Raw genomic sequence first — 14,930 nt, 5'->3', positions numbered from 1 at the left:
TGGCTGTTTGCCCCCTCACGTTCAAGGCGGCGCGCGCCTACGATGTCACGCATCGCTTACTGGCACGATCATCATGACGACACCCTTTCCCCACCTGCTCGCGCCGCTCGATCTCGGTTTCACGACGCTGAAGAACCGCGTCTTGATGGGCTCGATGCACACGGGCCTCGAGGACAGCCGCAAGACGCTGCCGCGGCTCGCCGAATATTTCGCCGAACGCGCGCGCGGCGGCGTGGGCCTGATCGTGACGGGCGGCTTCGCGCCGAACGTGGCCGGCTGGACCAAGCCGTTCGGCGGCACGCTGATGACGTCGGCCGCCGCGCGGCGCCATCGCGAGATCACCGGCGCCGTGCATGCGGAGGACGGCAAGATCGCGCTGCAGATCCTCCATACGGGCCGCTACGGTTATCACCCGTTCGCGGTCGCGCCGTCGAAGATCAAGTCGCCGATTTCGCCGTTCACGCCGCACGAGCTGAGCGCGCGCGGGGTCGAGCGGCAGATCCGCGCGTTTGTCCGTTGCGCGAAGCTCGCGCGTGAAGCCGGTTACGACGGCGTCGAGATCATGGGCTCCGAAGGCTACCTGATCAACCAGTTCATCTCGATGCATACGAACAAGCGCACCGACCAGTGGGGCGGGTCGTACGAGAACCGCATCCGGCTGCCGATCGAGATCATCGAACGCACACGCGAAGCGGTCGGCCGCGATTTCATCCTGATCTACCGGCTGTCGATGCTCGACCTGATTCCGGACGGCAGCGACTGGAGCGAAACCGTGCAGCTCGCGAAGGCCGTCGAGCGCGCGGGCGCGACCATCATCAACACGGGGATCGGCTGGCACGAGGCGCGCGTGCCGACGATCGCGACGTCGGTGCCGCGCGGTGCGTTCGCGTGGGTGACGAAGAAGATGAAGGGCGAGGTCGGCATTCCGCTCGTGACCACCAACCGGATCAATCGCCCCGAAGTGGCCGAGCAGATCCTCGCGGACGGCTGCGCGGACATGGTGTCGATGGCACGCCCGCTGCTCGCGGATGCCGAGTTCGTGGTCAAGGCCGCGCAGGGCCGTGCCGACGAGATCAACACCTGTATCGGCTGCAACCAGGCGTGTCTCGATCACGCGTTCAAGAACAGGATCGCGTCGTGCCTGCTGAATCCGCGTGCATGCCACGAGACGGAGCTGAAATACACGCCCGCGCCGCAGCCGAAGCGCATCGCGGTGGTGGGCGCGGGGCCGGCCGGGCTCGCGTGCTCGACCGTGCTCGCGCAGCGCGGCCATCGGGTCGACCTGTTCGACGGCGCGGCCGAGATCGGCGGCCAGTTCAACATGGCCAAGCGGATTCCGGGCAAGGAGGAGTTTCACGAAGCGCTGAGCTACTTCGGCCGCCAGGTCGAGCTGACCGGCGTGAACCTGCACCTGAACCGCCGCGTCGACGCAAGCGACCTGATCGCGGGCGGCTACGACGAAATCGTGCTCGCAACGGGCGTCGCGCCCCGCGACCCGAAGATTCCGGGGCAGGACGGGCCGAACGTGCTCAGCTACATCGACGTGCTCGCGGGCAGGCAGCCGGTCGGCCGGCGTGTCGCGGTGGTCGGCGCGGGCGGGATCGGCTTCGATGTCGCCGAGTATCTGGTGCAGGACGGCGAATCGCCGGCGCTCGATCTGGACGAGTGGAAGGCCGAGTGGGGCGTGACCGACCCGGCCGCGACGCGTGGCGGCGTGACGCGTGCGCAGGTCACGCCGCCCGCGCGTGAAGTGACGCTGCTGCAGCGCAAGGCCGCGCCGCTCGGCAAGGGGCTCGGCAAGACGACCGGCTGGATTCACCGCGCGACGCTGAAGATGAAGCTGGTGAAGATGATCGGCGGCGTGAACTACGAATTGATCGATGCGCGCGGGCTGCACGTGTCGTACGGCGAGCAGCGCACCGATCACGAGCTGATCGAAGCCGACACGATCGTGCTCTGCACGGGACAGGAGCCGCAGCGTGCGTTGCTCGCGCCGTTGCAGGCGGCCGGGCGTTCCGTGCACCTGATCGGCGGCGCGGAACTGGCCGCCGAACTCGACGCGAAGCGCGCGATCGATCAGGGTGCGCGCCTCGCGGCGCGGCTGTAACGGGACGGCCGCGCGTCGCCGCCGTCACTCCATCTCGGCGTGTTGCGTCTCGCGCTCTTCCGCTTCGAGCATCGCCTTGACGATCAGGTAAACGGCGGGCAAATCTTCGTCGTCGCGCTTCCAGTCGACGGCTTCCTCGACGTCCGCGGCGACCATCCGGCTGTCGCGCAGCCGGATGAAGGCGTCGACGACCGTCGGATCGTTGCGGTTCAGGAAGCCGGAGTTCGAGAACGCCAGCTCCTCGACATTCAGCAGCGCCTGCCAGCTCATCGTGCGGACGGCGGCCGGATGGCTGCGGCGCCGCAAGCCGAGCGCCCGCTGCGCGGGGCCGCCGACGACACGCTGAAGATCGACGACCGCCTGCCGCGCGGCGCGCTCGAAGTGGACGGGATTGAAGCCGGGTTGCTCGGGATCGAATGCGGATGACTGGAACATGGTCGCCTCACTAAAGACCGTCTCGGGGGACGGAATTCGGGTCAAATGACGCAGAAACACTGTAAATATATACAGTGATCGGCGCACTTTCAAGCCCCCGATGACAGCAGATGGCAGCCGTCCGGCAACCGGGCCGTGTCAGACCGCCGCCGCGATGGTCTCCCGCAGCCACCGATGCGCCGGATCGCGATGCACGCGCTCGTGCCACAGCATCGACATTTCATAGCCGGGCACCTCGACCGGTGCGTCCACCACACGCAGCGCAGGCACGTCGCGCACCAGTCGCTCGGGCAGCATCGCGACGAGATCGGTGCTCGCGACCGCCGACATCACGAACAGGAAGTGCGGCACGGACAGCACGACGCGCCGCACGGCACCGACCTTCGCGAGCGCTTCGTCCGTCACGCCGAAGAAGCCGCCGCCATCGGGCGACACGATCACGTGTTCGAGCGTGCCGAACCGCGCGAGCGTGGGGCGCCGCTTCAGCTTCGGATGCCCGGCGCGGCCGATGAGCACATAACGCTCGACGAACAGCGGCAGGCGCCGCATGCCGGCCGGCGACCCTTCTGTCGTATGAAAGGCGAGGTCGATGCCGTTTCGTTCGGCATCCTGCTCGATGCGCGGCGGCGCGAGTTCGACGACGGCGAGCCGCGTACCGGGCGCGGCCGAGCGCAGCGTGTGCAGCGCGGGCAGCACGATCGTCGATTCGCCGTAGTCGGTCGCGGCCACGCGCCACGTGTTCGTCGCGGTCGCCGGATCGAACGGGGTGGCAGGAACCACCGCGCGTTCGACGGCTTCGAGCGCATCGCGCAACGGCTCGCGCAGCGTTTCCGCGCGCGCGGTCGGCCGCATCCCGCGCGGCCCCGGCAACAGCAGCGGGTCGCCGAACAGGTCGCGCAGTTTTTGCAGCTGCACGCTCACCGACGGCTGCGACATGTTCAGCTTCTCGGCCGCGCGCGTGACGTTGTGCTCGGCAAGCAGCACGTCCAGCGTGACGAGCAGGTTCAGGTCGAGTCGTCTGAGATTATTCATGGCTATACCTGGAATATCAGGAATTCATTTCAAATATACCTTTGGCGGCGGCATCCTGTAGTCATTCAATCAAAGGAGTGACGAACATGAATGTGCTGATCGTTTATGCCCATCCCGAACCACGTTCGCTGAACGGCGCGCTGCGCGACTTTGCCGTCGAGCATCTCGAAGCAGCCGGCCACGCGGTGCAGGTGACGGATCTGTATGCGATGAACTGGAAGGCGGCGTTCGACGCGAACGACGTGACCGGTCGTGCGCCCGATGCGCGGTTCGATCCGTCGCTCGACTCGAAGCACGCATTCGCGACCGGCACGCAAAGTGAAGATATCGCGCGCGAGCAGGAGAAGCTGAAGTGGGCCGACGCGGTGATCCTGCAGTTTCCGTTGTGGTGGTTTTCGATGCCGGCAATCATGAAGGGCTGGGTCGAGCGTGTGTATGCGTACGGTTTTGCGTATGGCGTCGGCGAGCATTCGGAGACGCGCTGGGGCAACCGCTACGGCGAAGGGGCGCTGGCCGGCAAGCGGGCGATGCTGATCGTCACGGCAGGCGGGTGGGAATCGCACTACAGTGCGCGCGGCATCAACGGGCCGATCGACGACGTGCTGTTTCCGATCCAGCACGGGATCCTGTATTACCCGGGGTTCGACGTGCTGCCGCCGTTCGTGATCTACCGGACGGGCAAGATGAACGACGCGCGCTTCGACGAAACGCGTGCGGCGCTCGGCAAGCGTCTCGATGCGTTGTGGACCGCGCAGCCGATTCCGTTCCGGCGACAGAACGCGGGCGATTACGAGATTCCGGCGTTGACGCTGAAGGAGGAGATCGTGCCGGGGGCGGTGGGGTTTGGGGCGCATCTTGCGCACGGGCACTGATTGCGCGCGATCATGACCGGTCGATACGTCGTTCGACGCGCAGGCGGCCCGGCGGCTCGAAGTAGGTGCCGAAACGCACGAGCCCGGCGTTCTTCAGGTGGCACGTCATCTCGAAGCTGACCAGGATCCCGGGATCGTGATTGTCGACGATCCCGACGTCGATCGAGCGAATGCGCGGCTCGTATTTCAGCAGCGTCGCTTCCATCTGCTGCTTGAGCAAGTGCGCGGATGCGGGCAGTGCCTTGTAGATGTTCGTGAGATCGGGTAGCCCGTAGTCGGGCAGGTGCTTGAGCGCACCGGCCCGCGTATTGAGAATGCGACGTACGTTCTGCTGCACGCTCAGGCATTCGAGCGTCCGGTCGTCGTAGGCGCCGATCGGTTCGCCGCCGATCTGGCCGAGCAGCATGTCGTAGAGCGAGGGGCCGGCGGTCATCGGTCGCTCCATCGTGTAGTGCCGGTATCGCCGGCCGCCGGCGCGTCGATGAAGTCGATCGTCAACGATCCTTCGGCGGTGGCCGACAACAGGATTTGCCGTGGCGCAGTGCCGGATTCCATCCGTCCGAGCAGTTCGCGGGACACGACCGGCAGCACGCGCTGGTTCAGGAACGCGTCGACGCTGCGTGCGCCGGATTCGCGCGACACGCAATGCTGTGCGATCGATTCGATCAGATCGTCCGCACATGTCAGTGTCACCGCGTGATTCCGATGGAGGCGCTCGGCGATCCTGTCCAGCTTGATCCGCACGATCGGCGCGAGTGCCGCCGCGCCGAGCGGCCGATAGACGAGTGTCTGAAAGCGTGCGAGCAGTGCAGGCTGGAAATGAGCGACCAGCTGAGGATGAACGGCTTCGCGCAGCGCTTCGCGCGTGATTGCTGGATCCTCGGCCGTTGCATCGTCGATTTGCGCGCTGCCGAGATTGGACGTCATCACGATCACGCAATTGCGGAAATCGATCTCGCGTCCCTCGCCGTCGCGCATCGTGCCGCGGTCGAACACCTGATAGAAAATGTCGAGCACGTCGCGATGCGCTTTCTCCACTTCGTCCAGCAGCACGACGCTGTACGGACGCTGACGCACGGCTTCGGTCAGGACACCGCCGCGTCCGTAACCGACGTAGCCGGGCGGCGAGCCCTTGAGCTGCGATACCGTATGCGCGTCCTGGTACTCGGACAAATTGATCGTCGTCAGTGCGGCTTCGCCGCCGAACAACAGGTCGGCGAGTGCCAGCGCGGTTTCGGTTTTGCCGACGCCGGACGGCCCGGTGAGCAGGAACACGCCGAGCGGTGCGTGCTCGTTCTTCAGGCCGGCCTTGGCGGTGCGCAGGCTCTCCGCCAGCGCGCCGATCGCATCGTCCTGCGCAACCACGCGCGCAGCGAGCGTCGCTTCGAGCGTGAGCAGGCTTCGCAGTTCGTCGTCGACGAGATTGCCGACCGGCACACCGGTCCATTCAGCGACAACGCGCGCGATGGATTGCGCGTCAACGTCGGCGGCGATCATCGGCGACTTGCCCTGAACGGTCGACAGCGCATCGATGGCATTGGAAATGGCCGCTGGATCAGGCGCGGGGTCGGTCGCGCCGCGAAGGGTGCGCAAGACGTCGACGAGTTCGCGTTCTCGCGTGTACTGGCCGAGCAGCGTGTCTGTGGTGTCGCGCACGGCGTCGTGTTCCGCGTCGATCGTGGTGCGCCGCTCGGCGATGTCACCGATCCCGGCACGGGAATCCGCATCGAGCGCGGCGCGTTCCAGTTCGAGTGCCGTCAGTGTCGCGCGTGCCTGCTGCAGCTCCACTGGCGGCACGTCGAGCGCCATGCGCACGCGCGCGGCCGCCGTGTCGATCAGATCGACGGCCTTGTCCGGTAGTTGCCGGGCCGGAATGTAGCGGCGTGACAGCCGCACGGCCGCGACGATCGCCTCGTCGCGAATGTGGACGTCGTGATGCTTCGCATAGCGGCTTGCGAGCCCGCGCAGCATCAGGCAGGCCGTGTGGTCGTCCGGCTCGTCGACCTTGATGACCTGGAAGCGCCGTTCGAGCGCGGCATCGCGTTCGAAATATTCCTTGTACTCGGCCCACGTGGTTGCCGCGACCGTGCGCAACTCGCCGCGTGCCAGCGCCGGCTTGAGCAGGTTGGCGGCGTCGGCGCCACCCGCCGCGTTGCCCGCGCCGATCAGCGTATGTGCTTCGTCGATGAACAGCAGGATGGGTGTCGTCGATGTCCGCACCTCGTCGATCACGTTCTTCAGCCGTTGCTCGAATTCGCCCTTCACGCCTGCGCCGGCCTGCAGCAAGCCGAGGTCGAGCGTCAGGATGCGCGTGTCGCGGATCGTTTCCGGAACGCTGCCTTCGATCACGCGCAACGCGAGCCCTTCGACCAGCGCGGTCTTGCCGACGCCAGGCTCGCCAACGAGGATCGGGTTGTTCTTGCGGCGGCGCGACAGCACGTCGATCATCTGCCGGATCTCCCGGTCTCGGCCGAAGACGGGGTCGATCTCGCCACGGCGGGCCTTTTCGGTCAGGTCGAGCGCAAAGCGCGCGAGGGCGTTGTCGTCGGTGGCGCGAGATGGTGCGTGCCGATCGTGACGATCGATGGAGGTTTCCGACTCTGCATGGCTGGCATGATCGACGGTTGGCGACGTTTTCGGCTGCAACGTCATTTCATCGGACGCGTTCTCGGATGAACGTCGCCCGATCCGGGGCAGCACGCGCCGGATCTGCGCACTTGAAACCGACAACAGCGGCCACGCACGTTGCGTGCGCAAGACGTGTGGCGCGTCGACGATCGCCTGCAGCAGGTGGCCCGAGCGAATGGTGCCGTCGGATTCGTCCGACATCGCATGCGTCCACGCATCCTCGATCACCGTGGCGAGTTGCCGTGACAGCGCCGGCATGCCGCGCAACGTGCGTGGCATGCGGTCGATCACGTCGATCAACGCATCCCACACCGCATCGATATCGAGATCGTAGTGGCGCAGAATCGCCGGAATGTCGCCGTCTTCCGCTTCGATCAGTTTGAGCACCCAGTGCTCGACCGAGATTTCGTCCGCGAGCCGGGTCTGGCACAGGCTCGCGGCGGCTTCGAGCGCGCGCGTGCAATGGGGATTGAGTCGGCGAATGAGATGGGAGGCGTCCCGGATAGGCGGCGTCATGTCGATAGCGGATCAGGAAGGGAGGAAGGCGTGCATCGGGCGGTGCCAATGCGAACCGAAGGGTGCGACTGAGAATGGGCGATCGGCAGAGCGGAACCCGGCGCGCGGGCGTGCCGGATTCCGCCAGTCGGTCAACGCATCAGGAACGTTCGTTCCACGTGTCCTTGTGGATAATGTTGCCGTCCTTGTACGACCACGTGATCGTCTCGTAGCGCAGTTCGACGTCTTCGAGATGATTGTGTTTCTCGTAGTCGGGGTTCTTGATGTCGAGCATCTTCGGCTTCACGGCGACGATCTTCACGTTGTCGAGCTTCGTGTTGAAGTACTCCTTCTCCTTGCCCGCGTCGTCGATCTTGTACCACTTGATCTCGACCGACTTCAGCGTCTGGCCGCTCGTCACGGCCTTGTACAGATAGGGCGTCGACGCGTCCGTCTCTTTCGTCAGCGTGATCGGCTTGTGCACGCGCGTGCCGGTGAGCTTGCCCGTGTTGCCGTCGGTCGGAATGTGCACGCCGTGATCGAACGCGACCAGTTCGACGCTGCCTTCGCGATCCTGGACGGTCACCGAACCCTTGATGTCCGCACCGCCGTCGTCCTTGAGCCACATGTAGGCCGGAATTGCCATTTGTTCACTCCTTATTCTTCGTACTGCGAATCGCCGGAACCGGAGCCCGGCGCTGACAAACCCGGGGCGGATGCCCCGGGAACCAAAACGCGTGTTACATCGCGGTGCGGATCGAAGCGGACGGTGCCGGGATATCGGGCACCAGCGTGATTTCGACCCGACGATTCTTCGCCCGCCCTTCGGGTGTCGCGTTGTCCGCCACCGGTCGCGTATCGCCATAGCCCTGAATCGCGAATTGCGTCGTCGGCAAGCCCGATGCATCGACGAGCCAGTCGCGCACGGCGGTCGCGCGGTCGATCGACAGCTTCAGGTTGCGGTCGGGGCGGCCCTGATCGTCCGCATAACCGGCGACAAGCACGCGCTTGCCGGGATGCGCCTTGATCAGTTCAAGCGCATCGACCATCGCGCGCGTGGTACCCGGCTTCAGCTGCGCTTTGCCGCTGTCGAACAGCGACATGGTGTCCAGCGTGACGACGGCGGGCGGTGGCGCGGGCGGTTCGTAGGAGGCAATCGCGTCGTTGAGCATCGGCAGCAGTCGAGCGCCGCGATACATGCCGAACGACAGTCGGAGTGGAACGCCGATGCGGGCATACCGGTCGAGTTCGTCGCGGTCCGACGAAAGGGATTTGAGTGCGGCGCACTTCGCGGCGTCTTGCGCAGCGGGGAGGCGGTTGTAGCGCTCGACGTGTTCGCCGATTCGGGTCATCAGCGTTTCGTTGTTTTTCGCGGCGCCGCTGACGGCGGCGATGGCCGCGCAGGCAGCGATCGCAACGACATGCGCGACTGCGGTGATGCGTGGTGATCGCCACGACCGGCGCGGCATCGCATCGATCAGCGGCTGCGGCAGCGGCCATGGAGAAGGCGATGCAGGTAGCGCGGCTGGTGCGATGCCGGTGCGAGATCGGACTTCACGTTCCCATGGCTTGCCGGGGCCCGTCGCGGGGCCATGGTCGATCCAGCCGGCGCCGAACAACGGCCAGGGCGTCGCAGGCTGGCGTCGGTCCGTCAGCGTGTCGAACACGATTCGGCGAGTCCATCCGATTATTGCTCCGATGCCGGCGGCGCGTGCCGCGACTGAGTGGCTTCCGTCGGCATGGAGGGCATCGGATTCGGCTGCGTCGATCGCGGAGTCGAAACGGTGCATGTCCGCGATCGGCGAGCCTGCCGATACGCCATACCACTGGGGCGCAGGCCCCGCTGAAACGGCTGAATCGGAGAGCCGCTGATAGATCGCGACGTAGCCCGGCAGCGACGCGCCAAGCAGGCGCGACGTGTCTGCAACCGCCTGCCGGATGACGCGCAGCGTTTGCGACACCACATCGTCGTTCGCATGAAGTCCCGGCGCGACCGACAACACGACGCAATCGGGCGCATGACCGTCCCGCCACTGGCGGACGGCGACGGCGAGACGGGGAAGATCCTGGGGGCGATCGGCCCGCAACCAGATGGCGCCGTCGCCGACGTGGACGAAACGCGACCGGGTTGCGTCGCGATCGAACAGGGCGGGCAGGCCGTCCCCGGTGACGAGGGCGAGCGGCATCCTGGTGCGCAGCGCGACGGGCAGGTCGGCGGTCGCCGCGCCGAGTTGCCCAAGCACGTGCACGTTCCGTTCGCGAGTATGCGTCAACCTGCGCGAACGCAACCAGACGATCAGCGCAGAAAGCGCGACGACGATCGCAACCCATCCCCACATGACGCCGCGGTCGACGGGCAAAACCCATCCGATGACGGCAAGGGCCAATGCGGCCGATATCATCACGACCGTGCGCAGCGGGTAGCCGAGGCCCGACAGGGCCGCGCGGGCGGCATCGGAGTCGGCGCGTGTTGCCGCCGGCGGGAGAACAGTATCGGAAGTCACGGCCGCTTCGCTTTCTGGACGAGTTGTGCCAGTTCCGCGTCGAGGATGCGATCCCACGCGAACCACACGCATATCGCGATCACGCATGCCGTCCCCGCAATCGCCCACGGCGACAGGCGTCTGAGCCGATCGATCAGCCGCGCGTTCGAGCGGTCGGTGACGAACCCCGGCTGCGCGACCGGTCGCAACTGATCGATCTGAGTGACCAACGCAGCGATCACGGCCTGACGTTTCGCTTCGCCGTCGTGGGCTTCCGCCGAGAGGCCCGAACGGGCAGCGTAACGGCCGCGGAACCCGAGGCCGAGCACGGCCGCATAGCATTCGAGCAGGTCGACGTTCGGGGCGGGTTCGCGCATCCGGTGATCGAGGCGCTCGTAGATGCGGGTTCCCGCGTCGTGAGTGCCGAAGCGCTCGACCTGCAGCGGTCGGGACTCCCAGTTCCCCTTGTCCGACGCGGGAAGGTAACGCAATGCCGCTTCATCGATCAGCCCGCATTGGGCGAGGACGGCGTCGTCCCGGATATCGGCGGCGATCCCTTGCGCATCGAGTGCCGTCGCGAACTGCGCGATGAGCCTGATGCACTGCTGACGCAGGTTCTCCTGGCTGTCGATCTGCCCACCGTTCGACAGGTGGGTAACGAGCAGCGCGGTATCGCGCAGCAGCGCCCGCATCGAAGGCCGGGGCGAGCGGCCGGACGATGGCTCCCGCGCCAGCAGCGCGGATTCGTGACGAGTGGAGACGATGGCATTCATCAGCGCAGCACCGCATAGAGTTCGATCGACGCGTCCGGAATCGACGCGGGCAGGTAGATCTGGCACGCGCGTGCGGCGAGCATCCGCGCATGAGCGGCGTCATGCGCATCGAGCGCGAAATAGTGGTTGTCCAGCCGGACCGGAATGGCGCCCGGCACTCGCGACACCGCCTTGAGCGGAATGCCGGCCACCGCGGAATTGACGATGTGCTCGACGTCGTCCGGCGCGCCGATCTTGCACAGGCGCGGAAACTGTTCGACGAGCTCGAATGCCGGCAGCGCGGCGTTGACGGACAGGTACCAGTCCGCTGAGCCTTCGATGATGCGCTCGTCACGGAACTGGCCGGCCCAGGTTGTCGGTGTCGTGTGCGAAAGCCCGATCGACACGACGCGCGACGGGATGATCGCGTCCAGCAGATCGCGGATCAGCGATTCGAGCGTCGCGAAGACCTCATGTGCACCGGCATGGTCGTAGGGCGGAATGTCGGTCAGCGACACGCGCGTCGAAAACGTGGTCAGTGATCCTGCCAACTGGGCGAGTACCTGGTACAGGCGATCCGTGGGCTGCGCCGGATGCGACGCGAGGAAGCGCAATTGCGGCCACGCTTGATGAATGCAGTGCAGGAGCCAGAAGAGCTGGACGTCGGCGACGCCGTATTCGGCCACCTGCTCGATCCGCTCGCTGCGACGCGCGCTGAGGAGCGCGCTTTTGGCGGCGAGGATATCCGCAAGCCGCCGGATGCGCTCGATATGCAGTGCATGACCCGACAGCGACAGACAGGGTGGCACATAGCCGCGATCGATCTGGAACTGACCGCTCGTCGTGCGCGTCAGGCGGGCAATCGCGCATGCCGTATCGTCCGCGTGCGATTCATAGCCGTACAGCAACCGGACCGCGTGGCGCTCGGCGGCGATTTCGGTTTCCGCCGTGCCGTTCAGGTCCGTCACCTTCACGAATTCGCGGTACGCGCGACGCGGGCGGGCCAGCGCCGTTTCGTCGAAACGGCAGTTGCTGCCGTTCGCATCGGGCAGCGCGAGTGCGGCAAGCACCTCGACGGTCTGGGTATCGGCAGGAATTTCGCCGACGAGGTCGCGAGCGGGCGGCAGTGCGTCTGCGATGGTCGTGTCGAGCGGCGTGCCATCCGGGAAGCGCAGTTGCAGCCGCGTGAGCTTCAGGCGGCCGGAGGCCAGTGCTTCTTCGTCGACGTCGATGTTCAGCGTTCCCCATGGCGATACGGCGATGGCCGACGCCAGTTGTTGCAGCGCGAACCCGTTCCAGCGGTCCTGCTGCTGGAAATGCTGCTGCGTAAGAATCAGCCCTTCATGCCAGAGCGGCTTTTCGATCCGCATGGTGTGGTCTATATCGATTAGGAATTATGAGGCGCCGATTCTATACAGCATTTCCTGATTTCGTATACCCCGTGATTTTGCGATTCTTTAAAGAATGTGTCGTTTATATTGAGACAAGAGGGTGATTAATTTTGAGATTTTTTGGGTGGGTGAATGGTTTGCGCGTGCGGGTTATGGGTGAGCTGTTTTATTGAGATGAATGTGATCGGCGTGGTTGGTATTTTTTCATAAACATCAATCGCTTGCGTGGCATGTTTTATTATTTGAGACTGGTTGCCTGTTTGGGCTGGTCTCGGCCCGGTGGGGTGGGGGCTGGATTTCGTATTTGGACTAGTCTTATTCCGGAAATTCCGCGCGCGGTTAGTGATCGTTTTTTTGATTTTGGTGGTTTACTTCATGTGAAATGGCGTGATATTTTTTGCCGCCTGAATCGGATGTCGTGCCGCGAATATCCGATTCGGTCGTCCGTCAATACGTGTTGCGGGGTTCAGCAAAGGTGACGTGCACGACAGTGCACCGGCGGTTGCGGGTGCGCATCGCGGAGTCTTCAAGCTTCCTTAGATAAGGAGAACGAATTGGATAGCTTTCAGCGAGAGATCCCGAAGAGCCGGGTGTCGATCACCCTTGATCTGCATACGGGCGGGGCGCAAAAGAAGGTCGAGCTGCCGCTGAAGCTGCTGGTGGCGGGCGACTTCAGCGCCGGCCGCGAGCAGGCGCCGCTGGCCGAGCGGAAGAAAGTGAACATCGACAAGAACAACTTCGATGCCGTACTGGCCGACTACGCACCGGATCTCAAGATCGCTGCGGACAACACGCTGGCCGGCGATGGTTCGGAGTTGCCCGTCAACCTGTCGTTCCGGTCGATCAAGGATTTCGAGCCCGAGCAGGTGGCGCGCCAGATTCCGGAGCTTCAGGCGCTGCTCGCGATGCGCAATCTGTTGCGCGACCTCAAGTCGAACTTGCTCGACAACGGCACGTTCCGTCGCGAGTTCGAGAAGGTGCTGAAGGACGACCGCCTGTCCGCGAAGCTTCGTGGCGAACTCGCGCAGATCGCGACCGCCGCGACGCAGCCGGAAGGGCATGCGTGAGCGACGCTGGGCAAAGCGCGCGTTCAGCGCATTCCGCAACATCGTAGCGATTCGATCGCAGACAGGACCCGAGATGAAACCCACTGAAACGCAGCACGCCAGCGCGACCGAGACCGTCGTGCTGGACGCCCCGCACGGGGATATCGACAGCGTCTATGCATCGCTGTGCAGCAAGATCAACCTGAAGCCCGTCAACGAAGCGCGCCCGCTCGAGGCGTTCCGCGACAACGACATGCTGTCCGAGGCGTCGGCCGACGAGCGCATCGCGCGCGGGATGGGCGCGTTTCTCGAACTCGTCGCGAAGGCGAGCCAGCCGGTCGACCGGCTGGACAAGTCTCTGCTCGACTTCCATATCGGCCAGATCGACCGGCAGATCGGCCGCCAGCTCGACGCGGTGATGCATGGGCCGGAATTCCAGGCGCTCGAAGCACGCTGGCGCGGCCTGAAGATGCTCGTGAGCCGTACCGATTTCCGCAAGAACGCGCGAATCGAGGTGCTGGACGTGTCGAAGGATGCGCTGCAGCGCGACTTCGAGGACACGCCTGAACTGATCCAGAGCGGCCTGTATCGCCTGACGTACATCGAGGAATACGACACGCCGGGTGGCCAGCCGATCAGCGCGATGATCAGCGACTTCGAGTTTGCAAATTCGCCGATGGATGTTGCGCTGCTGCGGAACATCTCGAAGGTCGCCGCCGCCGCGCACATGCCGTTCATCGGCTCGGTCGGGCCGGCGTTCTTCGGCAAGCAGTCGATGGAGGAAGTGGCGGCGATCCAGGACATCGGCAATTACTTCGATCGCGCCGAATACATCAAGTGGAAGAGCTTCCGCGATACCGACGACGCGCGCTACGTCGGCCTGACGATGCCGCGCGTGCTCGGCCGGCTGCCGTACGGCAAGGATACGGCGCCGGTGCGGGCGTTCAACTACGAGGAAGCGGTCAAGGGCCCCGATCACAACAAATACCTGTGGGTGAACGCATCGTTTGCGTTCGCGGCGAACATGGTGCGCAGCTTCGTGAGCAACGGCTGGTGCGTGCAGATTCGCGGGCCACAGGCGGGTGGCAAGGTCGAGGATCTGCCGGTTCACCTGTACGACCTCGGCACCGGTTATCAGCCGAAGATTCCGACGGAAGTGCTGATCCCGGAGACGCGCGAATTCGAGTTCGCGAATCTCGGCTTCATCCCGTTGTCGTTCTACAAGAATCACGACTTTGCGTGCTTCTTCTCCGCGAGCTCGACGCAGAAGCCTGCGCTGTACGAGACCAAGGAAGCCACGGCGAACAGCCGCATCAACGCGCGGCTGCCGTACATCTTCCTGCTGTCGCGCATCGCGCACTACCTGAAGCTGATCCAGCGCGAAAACATCGGCACGACCAAGGATCGCCGTCTGCTCGAACTCGAACTGAACGGCTGGATCAAGGGGCTCGTGACCGAGATGAAGGATCCGGGCGACGAGCTGCAGGCATCGCACCCGCTGCGCGACGCGAAGGTGACGGTCGAGGATATCGACGACAACCCGGGTTTCTTCCGGATCAAGCTGTTCATCGTGCCGCACTTCCAGGTCGAAGGGATGGACATCGGGCTGTCGCTCGTGTCGCAGATGCCGAAGGCCAAGAACTGATCAGGCGTTAGTCGTGTGAGGCGCCCGGGGTGGCGAGAGTCGCC

At 64.9% G+C, this 14,930-nt stretch carries 12 protein-coding genes; 4 read left to right on the top strand and 8 right to left on the bottom strand.

Annotated elements, in window-relative coordinates; translation table 11 throughout:
* Positions 1 to 73 precede the first annotated feature (73 nt).
* Positions 74 to 2,107, top strand: coding sequence for an oxidoreductase (locus PQB87_RS29740; RefSeq protein ID WP_489243111.1), 2,034 nt, complete (start codon positions 74 to 76; stop codon positions 2,105 to 2,107).
* 24 nt (positions 2,108 to 2,131) lie between these two features.
* Here PQB87_RS29740 and PQB87_RS29735 read toward each other — a convergent pair whose 3' ends face one another.
* On the bottom strand, positions 2,132 to 2,542 hold the full coding sequence (locus PQB87_RS29735) for a DUF2471 family protein (RefSeq protein WP_059684533.1): 411 nt from the start codon (positions 2,540 to 2,542) through the stop codon (positions 2,132 to 2,134).
* A gap of 138 nt (positions 2,543 to 2,680) precedes the next feature.
* Complete coding sequence (locus PQB87_RS29730; RefSeq protein ID WP_489243110.1) at positions 2,681 to 3,574, bottom strand: LysR family transcriptional regulator; 894 nt, start codon at positions 3,572 to 3,574, stop codon at positions 2,681 to 2,683.
* Positions 3,575 to 3,660: 86 nt separating this feature from the next.
* Here PQB87_RS29730 and PQB87_RS29725 point away from each other — a divergent pair, with 86 nt between their 5' ends.
* Positions 3,661 to 4,446 carry an NAD(P)H-dependent oxidoreductase gene (locus PQB87_RS29725; protein ID WP_489243109.1) on the top strand — a complete coding sequence of 262 codons (786 nt, stop codon included), beginning with the start codon at positions 3,661 to 3,663 and terminating at the stop codon, positions 4,444 to 4,446.
* Between the two features lie 10 nt (positions 4,447 to 4,456).
* On the opposite strand, the gene tssE is transcribed toward PQB87_RS29725, so the two are convergent.
* The 6 genes from tssE to tssK form a co-directional block, all read right to left on the bottom strand.
* The gene (tssE, locus tag PQB87_RS29720; protein WP_111939217.1) at positions 4,457 to 4,879 is read right to left on the bottom strand and encodes a type VI secretion system baseplate subunit TssE; all 423 of its coding nucleotides are present in this window, start codon (positions 4,877 to 4,879) and stop codon (positions 4,457 to 4,459) included.
* Positions 4,876 to 7,590: a type VI secretion system ATPase TssH gene (gene tssH / locus PQB87_RS29715; protein WP_489243108.1), complete on the bottom strand. Its 2,715-nt coding sequence runs from the start codon at positions 7,588 to 7,590 to the stop codon at positions 4,876 to 4,878. Before tssH ends, tssE begins: the two co-directional genes overlap by 4 nt.
* A 139-nt stretch (positions 7,591 to 7,729) precedes the next feature.
* A complete protein-coding gene (locus PQB87_RS29710; protein ID WP_006479553.1) occupies positions 7,730 to 8,215 on the bottom strand; it encodes an Hcp family type VI secretion system effector in 486 nt (161 codons plus the stop codon).
* Between the two features lie 94 nt (positions 8,216 to 8,309).
* The gene (locus PQB87_RS29705; RefSeq protein ID WP_489243107.1) at positions 8,310 to 10,160 is read right to left on the bottom strand and encodes an OmpA family protein; all 1,851 of its coding nucleotides are present in this window, start codon (positions 10,158 to 10,160) and stop codon (positions 8,310 to 8,312) included.
* Complete coding sequence (locus PQB87_RS29700; protein ID WP_175829253.1) at positions 10,070 to 10,825, bottom strand: DotU family type IV/VI secretion system protein; 756 nt, start codon at positions 10,823 to 10,825, stop codon at positions 10,070 to 10,072. Before PQB87_RS29700 ends, PQB87_RS29705 begins: the two co-directional genes overlap by 91 nt.
* Positions 10,825 to 12,174, bottom strand: coding sequence for a type VI secretion system baseplate subunit TssK (tssK, locus tag PQB87_RS29695; protein ID WP_489243106.1), 1,350 nt, complete (start codon positions 12,172 to 12,174; stop codon positions 10,825 to 10,827). The genes PQB87_RS29700 and tssK overlap by 1 nt, the downstream gene beginning before the upstream one ends.
* 575 nt (positions 12,175 to 12,749) lie before the next feature.
* Between tssK and tssB the strand changes: the two genes are divergently transcribed.
* Positions 12,750 to 13,262 (top strand): type VI secretion system contractile sheath small subunit, encoded by a 513-nt coding sequence (tssB, locus tag PQB87_RS29690; RefSeq protein WP_034185094.1) that lies wholly within the window; start codon positions 12,750 to 12,752, stop codon positions 13,260 to 13,262.
* 73 nt (positions 13,263 to 13,335) lie between these two features.
* Positions 13,336 to 14,886, top strand: coding sequence for a type VI secretion system contractile sheath large subunit (tssC, locus tag PQB87_RS29685; RefSeq protein ID WP_111939157.1), 1,551 nt, complete (start codon positions 13,336 to 13,338; stop codon positions 14,884 to 14,886).
* Positions 14,887 to 14,930: the final 44 nt, after the last annotated feature.

The sequence above is a fragment of the Burkholderia sp. KL41 genome, assembly GCF_057005415.2.
This window is presented reverse-complemented; position numbering and strand designations above follow the sequence as displayed.